General features: G+C 61.0%; 11 protein-coding genes. 8 read left to right on the top strand and 3 right to left on the bottom strand.

The genetic code is table 11. From position 1 onward, the window contains the following. Positions 1 to 58: 58 nt before the first annotated feature. The gene (locus HU759_RS23255) at positions 59 to 2,953 is read right to left on the bottom strand and encodes a ribonucleoside-diphosphate reductase subunit alpha (RefSeq protein WP_099548171.1); all 2,895 of its coding nucleotides are present in this window, start codon (positions 2,951 to 2,953) and stop codon (positions 59 to 61) included. Between the two features lie 716 nt (positions 2,954 to 3,669). Here HU759_RS23255 and HU759_RS23250 point away from each other — a divergent pair. Both HU759_RS23250 and HU759_RS23245 read left to right on the top strand, forming a co-directional pair. Beyond that, entirely contained in the window at positions 3,670 to 4,395 is a 726-nt protein-coding gene (locus HU759_RS23250) for a response regulator (RefSeq protein WP_138451494.1), read from the top strand. After that, positions 4,392 to 6,002 carry an ATP-binding protein gene (locus HU759_RS23245; protein WP_017138380.1) on the top strand — a complete coding sequence of 537 codons (1,611 nt, stop codon included), beginning with the start codon at positions 4,392 to 4,394 and terminating at the stop codon, positions 6,000 to 6,002. Before HU759_RS23250 ends, HU759_RS23245 begins: the two co-directional genes overlap by 4 nt. An 89-nt stretch (positions 6,003 to 6,091) precedes the next feature. On the opposite strand, the gene HU759_RS23240 is transcribed toward HU759_RS23245, so the two are convergent. Continuing rightward, positions 6,092 to 6,808, bottom strand: a complete 717-nt coding sequence (locus HU759_RS23240; protein WP_186617509.1) for a 4'-phosphopantetheinyl transferase superfamily protein — start codon at positions 6,806 to 6,808, stop codon at positions 6,092 to 6,094. A 138-nt stretch (positions 6,809 to 6,946) separates the two neighbouring features. Between HU759_RS23240 and HU759_RS23235 the strand changes: the two genes are divergently transcribed. From HU759_RS23235 to HU759_RS23225, 3 genes are read left to right on the top strand one after another with little or no spacing between them, the layout of a single operon-like run. After that, complete coding sequence (locus tag HU759_RS23235) at positions 6,947 to 7,255, top strand: hypothetical protein (protein ID WP_017138378.1); 309 nt, start codon at positions 6,947 to 6,949, stop codon at positions 7,253 to 7,255. Positions 7,256 to 7,273: 18 nt separating this feature from the next. After that, the gene (locus HU759_RS23230; protein WP_017138377.1) at positions 7,274 to 7,951 is read left to right on the top strand and encodes a response regulator; all 678 of its coding nucleotides are present in this window, start codon (positions 7,274 to 7,276) and stop codon (positions 7,949 to 7,951) included. Beyond that, positions 7,948 to 9,294: an ATP-binding protein gene (locus tag HU759_RS23225; RefSeq protein ID WP_058420767.1), complete on the top strand. Its 1,347-nt coding sequence runs from the start codon at positions 7,948 to 7,950 to the stop codon at positions 9,292 to 9,294. The genes HU759_RS23230 and HU759_RS23225 overlap by 4 nt, the downstream gene beginning before the upstream one ends. Before the next feature lie 361 nt (positions 9,295 to 9,655). Here HU759_RS23225 and HU759_RS23220 read toward each other — a convergent pair whose 3' ends face one another. Further along, complete coding sequence (locus tag HU759_RS23220; RefSeq protein ID WP_017138375.1) at positions 9,656 to 10,654, bottom strand: AraC family transcriptional regulator; 999 nt, start codon at positions 10,652 to 10,654, stop codon at positions 9,656 to 9,658. A 339-nt stretch (positions 10,655 to 10,993) separates the two neighbouring features. Here HU759_RS23220 and HU759_RS23215 point away from each other — a divergent pair, with 339 nt between their 5' ends. From HU759_RS23215 to HU759_RS23205, 3 genes are all read left to right on the top strand, one after another. Then, positions 10,994 to 12,325 carry a dicarboxylate/amino acid:cation symporter gene (locus HU759_RS23215; RefSeq protein WP_017138374.1) on the top strand — a complete coding sequence of 444 codons (1,332 nt, stop codon included), beginning with the start codon at positions 10,994 to 10,996 and terminating at the stop codon, positions 12,323 to 12,325. Positions 12,326 to 12,463: 138 nt separating this feature from the next. After that, a complete protein-coding gene (locus HU759_RS23210) occupies positions 12,464 to 13,450 on the top strand; it encodes an XdhC family protein (RefSeq protein ID WP_017138373.1) in 987 nt (328 codons plus the stop codon). Beyond that, positions 13,450 to 14,037, top strand: a complete 588-nt coding sequence (locus HU759_RS23205; RefSeq protein ID WP_186617511.1) for a nucleotidyltransferase family protein — start codon at positions 13,450 to 13,452, stop codon at positions 14,035 to 14,037. The genes HU759_RS23210 and HU759_RS23205 overlap by 1 nt, the downstream gene beginning before the upstream one ends. The last annotated feature ends 65 nt before the right edge of the window (positions 14,038 to 14,102 follow it).

Below are 14,102 nucleotides of genomic sequence, written 5' to 3'. Positions count from 1 at the left end.
CATTCAGGTTTATCGGTTTTTTTACATCCCGGGCGTTCAAGCCCGGGACTCACTCAGCTTATTGGCAAGCTTCGCAATCCGGCTCATCAATCGCGCAAGCCTTTGGCACGGGTGCCGGGCCGGCTGGAGCAGCCAGCACCGAATCATCACCGTGGTTGCCGCTGGAAACAGCGTTGAGCTTACCGGTGTTGATGGTCGACTTCTCGGTGCTGGTCGCGGCCAGGGCACGGAGGTAGTAAGTGGTTTTCAGGCCACGGTACCAGGCCATGCGGTAGGTCACGTCGAGCTTCTTGCCCGATGCACCGGCGATGTACAGGTTCAGCGACTGAGCCTGGTCAATCCACTTCTGGCGACGACTGGCGGCGTCAACGATCCACTTGGTGTCCACTTCGAAGGCGGTCGCGTAGAGCTCTTTGAGTTCTTGCGGGATGCGTTCGATCTGCTGCACCGAACCGTCGTAGTACTTCAGGTCGTTGATCATGACCGAGTCCCACAGGCCGCGGGCCTTGAGGTCACGAACCAGGTACGGGTTGATCACGGTGAATTCGCCCGACAGGTTCGATTTCACATACAGGTTCTGGTAGGTCGGTTCGATCGACTGCGACACGCCAGTGATGTTGGCGATGGTTGCGGTCGGTGCGATGGCCATGATGTTGGAGTTACGAATACCTTTCTGCACACGGGCACGTACCGGCGCCCAGTCCAGGGTTTCGTTCAGGTCAACGTCGATGTACTTCTGGCCACGCTGCTCAATCAGGATCTGTTGCGAATCCAGCGGCAGGATGCCTTTGGACCACAGCGAGCCCTGGAACGTCTCGTAGGCGCCGCGCTCGTCGGCCAGGTCGCAGGAAGCCTGGATCGCGTAGTAGCTGACCGCTTCCATGGACTTGTCGGCGAACTCGACGGCAGCGTCCGAACCGTAAGGAATGTGCTGCAGGTACAGCGCGTCCTGGAAGCCCATGATGCCCAGGCCGACCGGACGGTGCTTGAAGTTGGAGTTCTGCGCCTGTGGCACCGAGTAGTAGTTGATGTCGATAACGTTATCGAGCATGCGAACGGCGGTGTTGACGGTGCGTTCCAGCTTGGCGGTGTCCAGCTTGCCGTTGACGATGTGGTTCGGCAGGTTGATCGAGCCCAGGTTGCAAACGGCGATCTCGTCCTTGTTGGTGTTCAAGGTGATCTCGGTGCACAGGTTCGAGCTGTGGACCACGCCCACGTGCTGCTGCGGGCTGCGCAGGTTGCACGGGTCTTTGAAGGTCAGCCATGGGTGACCGGTTTCAAACAGCATGGACAGCATTTTGCGCCACAGGTCTTTGGCCTGGATGGTCTTGAACAGCTTGATCTTGCCTGGGTACTGGGACAGGGCTTCGTAGTACTCGTAACGCTCTTCGAAGGCCTTGCCGGTCAGGTCGTGCAGGTCCGGCACTTCGGACGGCGAGAACAGGGTCCACGGGCCGTCATCGAAGACGCGCTTCATGAACAGGTCAGGGATCCAGTTGGCGGTGTTCATGTCGTGGGTACGACGACGGTCATCACCGGTGTTCTTGCGCAGCTCGATGAACTCTTCAATGTCCATGTGCCAGGTTTCCAGGTAGGCACATACAGCGCCTTTGCGCTTGCCACCCTGGTTCACGGCTACAGCGGTGTCGTTCACTACTTTGAGGAACGGTACAACGCCTTGGGACTTGCCGTTGGTGCCCTTGATGTAAGAACCCAGTGCACGCACCGGCGTCCAGTCGTTACCCAGGCCGCCGGCGAATTTGGACAGCATGGCGTTGTCGTGGATCGCGTGGTAGATGCCCGACAGGTCATCCGGCACGGTGGTCAGGTAGCAGCTCGACAGCTGTGGACGCAGGGTGCCGGCGTTGAACAGGGTTGGGGTCGACGACATGTAGTCGAAGGACGACAACAGGTTGTAGAACTCAATCGCGCGGTCTTCTTTTTGCTTCTCTTCAATCGCCAGGCCCATGGCCACACGCATGAAGAACACTTGCGGCAATTCGAAGCGGATACCGTCCTTGTGGATGAAGTAACGGTCGTACAGGGTTTGCAGGCCCAGGTAGGTGAACTGCTGGTCGCGCTCGTGGTTGATCGCCTTGCCGAGTTTTTCCAGGTCGAAGGTGGCCAGGATCGGGTTCAGCAATTCGAATTCGATGCCCTTGGCGATGTAGGCCGGCAGGGCCTTGGCGTACAGGTCAGCCATCTCGTGGTGGGTGGCGCTGTCGGCCACGCCCAGGAAGCCCAGGCCTTCGGCACGCAGGGTGTCCATCAGCAGGCGCGCGGTCACGAACGAGTAGTTCGGCTCACGTTCAACCAGGGTACGGGCGGTCATCACCAGGGCGGTGTTGACGTCGGTCAGGGCCACGCCGTCGTACAGGTTCTTCAGGGTTTCGCGCTGGATCAGGTCACCGTCGACTTCTTCCAGGCCTTCGCAGGCCTCGGTGATGATGGTGTTCAGGCGGCCCAGGTCCAGCGGAGCAAAGCTGCCGTCGGCCAGGGTGATGCGGATCGATGGGTGAGCTTGCACGGCCGATTCTTCAGCCGGGGAGCGCACGGCACGTTCCTTGGAACGGGCGTCACGGTAGATCACGTAGTCGCGTGCCACTTTCTGCTCGCCGGCACGCATCAGGGCCAGTTCGACCTGGTCCTGGATTTCTTCGATGTGGATGGTGCCGCCCGACGGCATGCGACGTTTGAAGGTCGCGGTAACCTGTTCGGTCAGGCGGGCAACGGTGTCGTGGATGCGCGACGAGGCAGCAGCGGTGCCGCCTTCAACTGCAAGAAACGCTTTGGTGATGGCGACGGTGATTTTGTCATCGGTATAAGGAACGACAGTGCCGTTACGCTTGATCACACGCAGTTGGCCAGGTGCAGTGGCGGACAGATCCAGGTTCGAATCAGCGGCCTGCGGCACGGAGCCTTGCGGGTTCTCGCGAGTTGTGTCGGTTTGCATGGGGGGTTGTCTCCACATTCTATATTTATTTGGGCACCATCACGGTGCCCACCGTTCCGTCCTGAAGCACTTACAACAGGCCTGGGCCTGGCATAACAACTTCGGGACAGGAGGAAGGGAGCTATTCGCGCCGCTTCCATGCCGAAGTCTTCGGTTCGGGGCTTGAAAGAGCCCTTGGCCGTATTCCTGCCGGGTGACAGTTGCTCGCTGCAAGCACTGCAACACCCGTACCGTTTTCTGCCAATCGGGCTGGAAAACGGTTGCCATCCGCGTGCGCGGTTTGGGCTTTTAAAAAATGCTTTGGTTCAACCAAACAGGAGCAAGAAAGCGCTTGAGTTTCTTGTCTGATTTGTGTTTGGTTTTTTGCTTAAAACCCTACATGTAGGGTTTTTTTAGCGCCGAGGTACAAGATAATGCGTTTTGGGGGGCTTAGCAACGCACTACCTGTGGATAACGCTGTGGGTAAAATGTGTATGAAACGTGGAACACCCGTGTAGGCCGCAGTACTGCTGGATTACGCCGTTTGTCACCGAATATTCCAAGGCAAAAACCGTCTGTTGGTTTTTTGAGGGCGCGAACCCTATCACAAAAAAACGCGATCACCGAATGGATTTCCCGGCTTGTGTTTAAGGGTTGGCCCATGGCTACAATCGGCCTTCATATAGAGGCAGCAGTGTGTTTGCTGCACATGACAATAATGAGAACCGAGGTAGCGCATGGAGCAAGAAGCCTGGCAGATATTGATCGTCGAGGACGACGAGCGACTGGCCGAGTTGACCCGTGATTACCTGGAGAGCAACGGCTTGCAGGTGTCGGTGGAGAGCGACGGCGCCCAGGCGGCGGCGCGCATTGTCGCCGAACAACCGGACCTCGTGATCCTCGACCTGATGCTGCCCGGCGAAGACGGCCTGAGCATCTGCCGCAAAGTCCGCGAACGCTACGACGGCGTGATCCTGATGCTCACCGCCCGCACCGATGACATGGACCAGGTGCAGGGCCTGGACATGGGCGCCGACGACTATGTGTGCAAACCCGTGCGCCCGCGCTTGTTGCTGGCGCGTATTCAGGCATTGTTGCGGCGCAGCGAGCCGGCACTACCCGCCGCCGTGGAAAGCCAGCGGCGCCTGCAATTCGGCCCGCTGGTGGTGGACAACGCCCTGCGCGAAGCCTGGCTGCATGACGGCGGCATCGAGCTGACCAGTGCCGAGTTCGACCTGCTGTGGCTGCTGGTGGCGAATGCCGGGCGTATCCTGTCCCGCGAAGAAATCTTTATTGCCTTGCGCGGGATTGGCTACGACGGCCAGGACCGCTCTATTGATGTGCGCATCTCGCGTATTCGACCCAAGATCGGCGACGACCCGATTCACCCGCGCCTGATCAAAACCATTCGCAGCAAAGGCTACTTGTTCGTCCCCGAAGCTGCCGCCGACATGCCGCTGTGAACTCGATCTTCCTGCGCATCTACGGCGGCATGTGCGCGGCGCTGATCCTGGTGGCGTTGCTTGGCGTGCTGGCCCTGCACCTGCTCAATGAAGTGCGCAGCGGCCAGTACCGTGAGCGCCTGGCCCACGGCACCTTTGCGCTGATGGGCGACAACCTGCAACCGATGAGCGCGATCGAGCGCCAGCGCGCCCTGGCGGTGTGGGAGCGCTTGCTCGGCATTCCCCTGGAACTGCGTCCGTTGGCGGACGCGCAGTTGGACCTGACCCAGCGCAACCGCCTGCAGCGTGGCCAGGTGCTGGTGGAGCAGACCGGCCCGCATGCCGCGCGCGTGCTGCGCCTGGTCAGTGAACAGTCGCAGCTTGTGCTCACCGGTGAAGTGCAGCAGATCAGCGAGCAGCTGGCGCGTGCGACGATTTACCTGTTGGCTGACGAACTGGTGCGTTTCCCGGTGGCCGAGCAGCCGCAACGCCTGGCGGACATAAAAGAGGCCAAGGGCTTTGGCTTTGAGATGCACCTGATGACGCTGGATCAGGCGGATATGGATGATGACCAGCGCCGCCGGGTTGCGGAAGGCGACACGGTGATGGCCCTGGGCAAGGGCGGCGACTCCATCCGCGTATTCGCCGGCATGGTCGGCACGCCGTGGGTGCTGGAAATCGGCCCCTTGTATCAAATGAACCCGTACCCGCCGCAGTGGCTGATCCTGATCGCGTTGATCAGCCTCACGCTGATCGGTTTGATCGTCTATTTATTGGTGCGCCAGCTTGAGCGCCGCCTCAAAGGCCTGGAGGCGGCGGCCACGCGCATTGCCAAAGGCAACCTGGAAGTGCGCGTACCGGCCCGGGGCGCCGATTCGGTGGGGCGTTTGGCCGCCGCCTTTAATGGCATGGCCGAGCACTTGCAGCAATTGCTGGCGATCCAGCGCGAACTGGTGCGCGCCGTCTCCCACGAATTGCGCACCCCGGTGGCGCGCCTGCGTTTCGGCCTGGAGATGATCGGCGACGCCGCCACCCCAGAGGCGCGGCGTAAATATATGGACGGCATGGACAGCGATATCCAGGACCTCGACGGCCTGGTCGACGAAATGCTCACCTACGCCCGCCTGGAGCAGGGCGCGCCGGAACTGAATTTCCAGCGGGTAGACCTCAGCGCCTTGCTCGATCAGGTGATCGGCGAATTATCGCCACTGCGCCCGCAGGTCAGTGTTGCCCGTGGCATCTGCCTGTCTTCGGCACACTGGGACGATGCCTGGGTCGACGCCGAGCCGCGCTACTTGCACCGCGCCCTGCAAAATCTGGTGGGCAATGCCATGCGCCATGCCCAGGGCCGGGTGCTGATCAGCTATCAAGTGGGGCAGGTGCGTTGCCGCATCGATGTGGAAGATGACGGGCCGGGGGTGCCGGAAAGCGCCTGGGAGCGGATTTTCACGCCATTTTTGCGTCTGGACGATAGTCGCACGCGAGCTTCAGGCGGGCATGGCCTGGGTTTGTCGATTGTGCGGCGGATTATCTATTGGCACGGCGGGCGGGCGTTGATCAGCAAGAGCAACAACCTGGGTGGGGCGTGTTTCAGCTTGAGTTGGCCCAGGGATCAGGACAAGACTTAAGACCGCTATCGCAGGCAAGCCAGCTCCCACATTTTGAATGTATTCGCACATCAAAGGTGGGAGCCGGGCTTGCCCGCGATAGCGATCTATCAGGCGCCGACAGCCACCAGACTCAACAACTGCTCCCCCTCCACCGCAAACTGCCCCTCCAACTCAGTGCCATAACACCACTCAGCAGACAGCTCCGTCAGCAACCGCAACCGCACATGGCCTGCCTGCGACCACTCAAGCACCTCGGCGTGCTCAAAGTAGAAACGCTTGTGCACAATCGGATACAGCGCTTTGAACAGGCTCTCCTTGACCGAAAACGTCAGCGTCACCAGCAGGGCATTCTGCTCGCGCGGCCCCAGTGACATGCGCTGCAATTCGTCGGCGGTCAGAATCTCTCCAGCCAAACGTTCGGCTCGCTCCAGTGACAGTAGATTTTCAAGGTCCATCCCCAAACCGCGCCATCGCGCCTTGTGCCCGACAATGGCCGCCGCGTGCCCGGTGCTGTGGGTAATGGAACCGCTGATATGCCCAGGCCATACCGGCGCACGGTCGTCACCGATGGCCGGTACGCAATCGAGCTGATCAAGCTGTTGCAACGCCGCCCGTGCGCACAGGCGACCGGCAAGGAACTCCGCCTGGCGTTTGGCCACCGAGCGCTGGATGCTGGCCGGAGGCGGCACGGCGCTGCGCTGGAAGTCATCGGCGAGCAACAAGGCCGGGTCGAATCGCGTGCTCAAGAACACCGTGCCCGGCAGAGGGATGGGCAGTGGCCAATGGGCATCGAGCGGGGTGCAACAAGCGGGTAGAGGCGTCATGCGCGGTATTTTGCGTCAGTTGGCGCGCCGGTGGATAGTCCGTAACGGTTCAGGCCTGGTTCAGAGCCCGTTCAGGGGGAGTTCAGGGGCGCCTGCGTAGTCTGGCTTCAACAGCCAAAACGCGTAGAGGTAAGCCCCATGACTGCGATCAAAAAGCTGATTCTGGCCTTGAGCATGCTCGGCGCCACTGCCGGGGTTCAGGCTTCGGACGGTGCGTTTGCCGCTTTCGGCAGCGAGAAAACCAGGAAATCCAGCAACCTGATCCAGCGTGTGAGCTTCGAAGAGGTGGCTGGCCAGGCGGCGCCGTGGGGCCAGTCTTTGGGCATGACCACGCCGCAACCGGCCTACCGCACCGGCTACGAACACCTGACGGGCCAATACAATGGCATTAAACTGCGCCCGCAAGACTTGCAGGGCCGCTATGATATCCCCCTGTCGGACAGTTGAATCGCCTTGGAGAGCCTTATGAAATTGCTGGTCGTGGAAGATGAGGCGCTGCTGCGTCATCACCTGTTCACCCGCCTGACCGACAGCGGCCACGTGGTCGAAGCCGTGGCCAATGCCGAGGAAGCCCTTTACCAGACCGGCCAATTCAACCATGACCTGGCGATTATCGACCTGGGCCTGCCCGGCATGGGCGGCCTGGACCTGATCCGCCAACTGCGCAGCCAGGCCAAGACTTTCCCGATCCTGATCCTCACCGCGCGCGGCAACTGGCAAGACAAGGTCGAAGGCCTGGCTGCCGGTGCCGACGATTACGTGGTCAAGCCGTTCCAGTTCGAAGAACTGGAGGCGCGCATGAACGCCTTGCTGCGCCGCTCCAGCGGGTTCACCCAGTCGACCATCGTCGCCGGGCCTTTGCTGCTCGACCTCAATCGCAAGCAGGCGTCGCTGGATGAGCAACCGTTGGCGCTGACGGCCTACGAGTACCGGATTCTCGAATACCTGATGCGTCACCATCAGCAGGTGGTCGCCAAAGACCGCTTGATGGAACAGCTCTACCCTGATGACGACGAGCGGGATCCGAACGTGATCGAAGTGTTGGTGGGTCGCCTGCGCCGCAAGCTGGAAGGCCCGGCCGGGTTCAAACCGATCGACACCGTGCGTGGCCTGGGCTACCTGTTCAATGAGCGCTGCCGTTGATTCGCTCGCTACGTGTGCGCTTGATGCTCGCGGCCACCACCCTGGCCGTGCTGTTTATGCTGGGCTTGTTGCCCGCCATGCAAGGCGCGTTCAGCCTGGCGCTGCAGGATTCCATCGAGCAGCGCCTGGCCTCGGATGTCACCACGCTGATTTCCGCCGCGCGGGTCGAAAACAACCGCCTGCTGATGCCTGCGCAGTTGCCGGACGAACGCTTCAACCTCACTGACAGTCGCCTGCTCGGTTACATCTACGACCGTGAGGGGCATCTGGTGTGGCGCTCGCGGGCGACCCAGGAAGAAAACATCAACTACAAGCCGCGCTACGACGGGCGCGGTAATGAATTTGCGCGGATTCGCGAAGCCAATGGCCAGGAGTTTTTCGTGTACGACGTCGAGGTCAAGTTGCTGGGCGGCAAGAGCGCGGCGTTCAGTATCGTGGCGCTGCAACCGGTGCGTGAATACCAACTGACCCTCGAAGGCCTGCAGGAAAACCTCTACCTGGGCTTCGGCGCGGCCTTGCTCGTATTGTTGACGCTGTTGTGGCTGGGCCTGACCTGGGGCCTGCAAGCCTTGCGGCGCTTGAGCCAGGAGCTAGACCAGATCGAAGGCGGCACCCGCGAAAGCCTCACCGAGGAACACCCTCGCGAACTGTTGCGCCTGACCGGCTCGCTCAACCGTTTGCTCCACAGCGAACGCGAGCAACGGGCGCGCTACCGCGATTCCCTCGACGACCTGGCCCACAGCCTGAAAACCCCGCTGGCGGTGTTGCAGGGCGTGAGCGAAGACATGGCCCAGCGCCCGGAAGAACGCGGCCAGGCCTGGGTGCTGCAATCGCAGATCGAACGCATGAGCCAGCAGATCGGCTACCAATTGCAGCGCGCCAGCCTGCGTAAAAGTGGCCTGGTGCGGCACCAGGTGCGCCTGGAACCGGTGTTGCAAAGCCTGTGCGACACGTTGGACAAGGTTTACCGCGACAAGCGCGTGACCGTGACCTTTGAATTGCCGCCCGAGTGCGATGTGCCGATCGAGAAGGGCGCCTTGCTGGAAATGCTTGGCAACCTGCTGGAAAACGCCTATCGCCTGTGCCTGAGTGAAGTGCGCATCAGCCTGACGGAGAACCTTGAAGGCACTGAGCTGTGCATCGAAGATGACGGCCCTGGCGTACCGCCCGATCAGCGTGCGCGGATTCTGCAAAGGGGCGAGCGGCTGGACCGCCAGCATCCGGGGCAGGGCATTGGCCTGGCGGTGGTCAAGGACATCATTGAAAGCTACAGCGCGCGGTTGACCCTTGGGGATTCGCCTTTGGGTGGCGCGGCGTTCAAGATTCACTTTCCGGCGGCGTGATCTTTATAGGCCGTGCCGGCCTCATCGCAGCATAGGTACCTGCACAACCGGTTAACACGAAGTCTGTGGCAGGTGGGCTGTTGTGGCGAGCAGGCTTGTCGAATCGTCGCACCGCCTGCGTTGGGCTGCGAAGCAGACCCAAATCCAGACGCTGAGTTTTTTCAGGAAAATTGCAGTGTTTTTACTGGGGCCGCTTCGCAGCCCAACGCAGGGCAAGCCTGCTCGCCACAGGAGAAAGTGACTGCTTTTAAAAGTTGCGTAGATCGCAGGCAAGCCAGCTCTCACCTTTTTGATTGTGTGAACTCGATCAAAGGTGGGAGCCGGGCTTGCCCGCGATGAGGCCCGCCCAAGCACTGCACCTCTAACTCTCCTGTGCCCGGTAAGCCCCCGGCGTCAATCCGGTCCACTTCTTGAACGCCCGATGAAACGCCGACGGCTCAGAAAACCCCAACTGCTCGGCAATTTCCTGTAACGACAAATCCGCCCGCCCCAAGTGGTAAATGGCGATGTCCCGCCGCAACTCATCCTTGAGCGCCTGAAAACTGGTGCCTTCCTCACGCAAATGCCGGCGCAGGGTTTGCGGGCTGATGTGCAGGTGCTGGGCGACGGCCTCCAGGTCCGGCCAGGGCGTGCGGTCGCGGCTGAGCAAGCGGCGCAGCTGGCTGCTTAAACTGTCGCCCTCATCCGGTCGCGACAACAGGTCAGCGGGCGAGCGCTCGAGAAAGTGCTTGAGGGTGCGCTCGTCCTGCAACAACGGCAGGCTCAGGTAACGGGCGGGAAACACCAGGCTGCTGTTCGGCGCGCCAAATACCTGAGGGCAGGGGAACAGCAGGTCATATTCGCCCGCATGGGCCGGCATCGGATAGCTGAACGTGGCTTGCTGTAGCCGGATGCGCTGGCCGATCAGCCAACTGCCCAGGCGATGCCAGATCACCAGCAGGCACTCGCTGAGAAAGTGGTCCGGGTCCCACAGCTGCGAATCGTCCAGGCTCAAGCGGGCCAAATCGCCTTCTCTGGTCAGCTGCCAGCGCGGACCCTGCGGGAATAGGCTATAAAATAATAAGCCGCGTTCCAGAGCCTTCTCCAGGGTGCGGCAGTGAATCAGCGCGTGGCACATCATGGCGAAGGTGCCGCGCTTGCTCGGGCCTTCGGCAAACCCCAGGTATTCGTCGTCCAGCCCCAGCCACAGCATTTGCAACAGCCGGGTAAATTGCTCGGGGGCGATGCGGGCGCGGGGTTCGCTCAGCAGTTCCGGGGTGATGCCCACTTGCAGCAGCAGGCCCGAATAGTCGTAACCCGCGCGGCGCGCACCGCCCAGGGCGGCGCGGGCATAGTGACTGGCGATGGTACGTTCACGCATGTGAGGGCCTCGTCCATGGAGTGGCGGATGTTAGCCATCACCGGGTGGGGCGACAAGGCGGATATCCGCCAAATTGTAGGACGAGAGGGGATGAGTGGGCGGAATTCCGCCACCTCACCGACGGCGTCGATGGCGTGGCCATGGACCTCGGCCCTGATGTCTAAAGGCCTTCAGACAGTTTGAGCAAAGTGGCACGGCGTTTGCGATAAGGATTACAGCGCAGGTTTATTCCTACAGACCTCGCAAACAACAAATCCCTCCAGTGCAGGAGGGTTCGCAATTCAAGTGTCGTGGGCAATGGCGGATCTTTGTCACACGGTGCGATTGAGGAACTTTGCAATGACGACTCGTCAGCCAATCTACAAATCCCTGTATTTCCAGGTGATCGTCGCAATCGTTATCGGTATTTTGCTCGGTCACTTCTACCCGCAGACCGGTGTGGCCCTCAAGCCACTGGGTGACGGCTTTATCAAGCTGATCAAAATGGTCATTGCCCCGATCATCTTCTGCACCGTTGTCAGCGGCATCGCTGGCATGCAAAGCATGAAATCGGTGGGCAAAACCGGCGGCTACGCGCTGCTGTACTTCGAAGTTGTTTCCACCATTGCCCTGCTGATTGGCCTGATCGTCGTTAACGTTGTGCAACCGGGCGCCGGCATGCACATCGACGTGGCGACCCTGGACGCCTCTAAAGTCGCGGCCTACGTGACCGCTGGTGCAGACCAGAGCGTGGTTGGCTTTATCCTCAATGTGATCCCGAACACCATCGTCGGTGCCTTCGCCAACGGCGACATCCTGCAAGTGCTGATGTTCTCGGTGATCTTTGGTTTTGCCCTGCATCGCCTGGGTGCCTACGGCAAGCCGGTGCTGGACTTTATCGATCGCTTCGCCCACGTGATGTTCAACATCATCAACATGATCATGAAGCTCGCGCCAATCGGTGCCCTGGGCGCCATGGCGTTCACCATCGGTGCCTACGGCGTAGGTTCCCTGGTGCAGTTGGGCCAACTGATGATCTGCTTCTACATCACCTGCATCCTGTTCGTGGTCGTGGTGCTGGGCGCCATCTGCCGTGCGCACGGTTTCAGCGTGTTGAAGCTGGTTCGCTACATCCGTGAAGAGCTTCTGATCGTTCTGGGTACTTCCTCCTCCGAATCCGCACTGCCACGCATGCTGATCAAGATGGAGCGTCTGGGCGCGAAGAAATCCGTAGTAGGCCTGGTGATCCCGACCGGCTACTCCTTCAACCTCGACGGTACGTCGATCTACCTGACCATGGCTGCCGTGTTCATCGCCCAGGCGACTGACACCCACATGGACATCACCCACCAGATCACCTTGCTGCTGGTGCTGCTGCTGTCCTCCAAAGGCGCTGCAGGCGTGACTGGTTCGGGCTTCATCGTGCTGGCTGCTACCCTGTCGGCCGTAGGCCACCTGCCGGTTGCCGGCCTGGCGCTGATCCTGGGTATCGACCGCTTCATGTCCGAAGCCCGCGCACTGACCAATCTGGTCGGTAACGCCGTTGCCACCATCGTTGTGGCTAAGTGGGTTAAAGAGCTGGACACCGACAAGCTGCACAGCGAGCTGGCGTCCGGCGGCACCGGTATCTCCGACACCCGCCCGGAAGATGACCTGGGCGTGGCTGAAGGCCCTGCTCCTGCTATCAAGTAAAAAATTGCCCAAGGTGTGAACAACACCCAAAGCCTGCAAACGCCCCGACTGGTTCGGGGCGTTTGCGTTTCTGGCGTGGCGCTTTGGGTTTTGCTTGCTTTACAGTAAGTGAATACTTCATTCGCCGTAGGAGACCTGATGGACAGTGTGGATCTGAATGTCCTGCGCAGCGTGCTCGAATGGCGCCGTGCCGGGCACCGAGTAGTTTTGTACAGCGTGGTCCAGACCTGGGGCAGCGCCCCACGCCCGCCGGGGGCGATGTTGGCCTTGCGTGGCGATGGCGTGGTGATCGGCTCCGTGTCGGGTGGTTGCATCGAGGACGACTTGATCGCGCGCTTGCAGGATGGCCGCTTGCCGGAGGATGGCCCGCCGGTGCAGTTGGTGACCTACGGAGTCACCCGCGATGAGGCGGCGCGTTTCGGCCTGCCGTGCGGCGGCACGTTGCGCCTGACTGAGGAACGCGTGGATGAATTTGGCTGGGTCTCGCAGCTGCTGGCGCGCTGCGAAGACCATCAGATCGTCGCGCGTGAACTGGACCTGAGCAGTGGCACGGTGACCTTGAGCGGCGCGGCCAAGACCGACGTCGTGACCTTTGATGGCGAGCGCCTGCGGGCTATCTACGGCCCGCGTTGGCGTTTGCTGCTGATCGGCGCCGGGCAGCTGTCGCGCTACGTGGCTGAAATGGCGCGCCTGCTGGATTTCGAAGTGCTGATCTGCGACCCGCGCGAAGAATTCGTCTACGGCTGGGAAGAGCAGCATGGCCGCTTTGTGCCCGGCATGCCGGATGAGGCGGTGCTGAATATCCAGACGGATGAGCGCACGGCCATCGTCTGCCTGACGCACGACCCTCGATTGGACGATATGGCGCTGCTGACGGCGCTGAACTCATCGGCGTTCTACATTGGCGCCCTCGGTTCGCGGGTCAATACGCAGAAGCGCCGGGAAACGCTGGCGGCGCTGGGGTTGTCGGCGGAGGCGATCGCGCGTCTGCATGGGCCGATCGGTCTGCATATCGGTAGTCATACGCCGGCCGAAATTGCTCTGTCATTGATGGCGGAAATTGTCGCGATCAAGAATGGCGTGGCACCGATGCAGAAGAAACCGTTGCCAGTGGAGGCTGAGTAATGGTGACGGCGATTGTGCTGGCGGCGGGGCAGGGCAGTCGCTTTCGCGCTGCGGCCGGAGCTGATCAAGACAAGCTGCTGGCTGATTGCATCGGGCTTGACGGCGTAACGCGGCCAGTGATTGAGCAGGTGTTGATGAGTTTGCCAGGGCGCGTTGTAAGGCGTTGGCTGGTCACTTCGCCGGACCGCCTGGCCGTTATTCGCTTGGCCAAGGCGTATGGCTGTGAAGTCTTGCTGCTCGAATCGGCCGGTATGGGTGACAGCATCGCGGCGGCTGTCGCAGCCAGTGGTGAGGCCGATGGCTGGTTGGTGGTGTTGGGGGATATGCCGTTTATTCAGCCGTCGACCATTGAGCGGGTGGTTGATGCGGTCCAGGACGATGGCATCAGTGTGCCGGTGCAGGCGGGTAAATACGGGCATCCGGTGGCTTTTGGCCGGGCGCTTGGGCCGCGAATGATGGCATTGAGCGGTGATCGTGGCGCAAAGCCGTTATTTGCCCAGGCGAGTGTGCAGGAGGTGCGAGTGGAAGATCCCGGTGTGCTGTGGGATGTGGACCTGCCGCAAGCATTGAGTTTCAGCGCGGACTAACTGTGGGAGCGGGCTTGCCCGCGATGCAGGCACCTCGGTGTGTCAGACACGCTGCGGTGATGCTA

This window comes from Pseudomonas sp. OE 28.3, assembly GCF_014268205.2.
Taxonomy (GTDB): Bacteria; Pseudomonadota; Gammaproteobacteria; order Pseudomonadales; family Pseudomonadaceae; genus Aquipseudomonas; species Aquipseudomonas edaphica.
The sequence above is the reverse complement of the archived record's forward strand: the minus strand, read 5'-3'. Positions and strand labels throughout refer to the sequence as shown.

What these genes read in the sequence shown, in the direction of transcription:
- HU759_RS23215 (WP_017138374.1), top strand. Translation starts at nt 10,994, where the DNA reads ATGACGACTCGTCAGCCAATCTACAAATCCCTGTATTTCCAGGTGATC.
- HU759_RS23210 (WP_017138373.1), top strand. Translation starts at nt 12,464, where the DNA reads ATGGACAGTGTGGATCTGAATGTCCTGCGCAGCGTGCTCGAATGGCGC.
- HU759_RS23205 (WP_186617511.1), top strand. Translation starts at nt 13,450, where the DNA reads ATGGTGACGGCGATTGTGCTGGCGGCGGGGCAGGGCAGTCGCTTTCGC.
- HU759_RS23250 (WP_138451494.1), top strand. Translation starts at nt 3,670, where the DNA reads ATGGAGCAAGAAGCCTGGCAGATATTGATCGTCGAGGACGACGAGCGA.
- HU759_RS23240 (WP_186617509.1), bottom strand. Translation starts at nt 6,808, where the DNA reads ATGACGCCTCTACCCGCTTGTTGCACCCCGCTCGATGCCCATTGGCCA.
- HU759_RS23220 (WP_017138375.1), bottom strand. Translation starts at nt 10,654, where the DNA reads ATGCGTGAACGTACCATCGCCAGTCACTATGCCCGCGCCGCCCTGGGC.
- HU759_RS23255 (WP_099548171.1), bottom strand. Translation starts at nt 2,953, where the DNA reads ATGCAAACCGACACAACTCGCGAGAACCCGCAAGGCTCCGTGCCGCAG.
- HU759_RS23235 (WP_017138378.1), top strand. Translation starts at nt 6,947, where the DNA reads ATGACTGCGATCAAAAAGCTGATTCTGGCCTTGAGCATGCTCGGCGCC.
- HU759_RS23230 (WP_017138377.1), top strand. Translation starts at nt 7,274, where the DNA reads ATGAAATTGCTGGTCGTGGAAGATGAGGCGCTGCTGCGTCATCACCTG.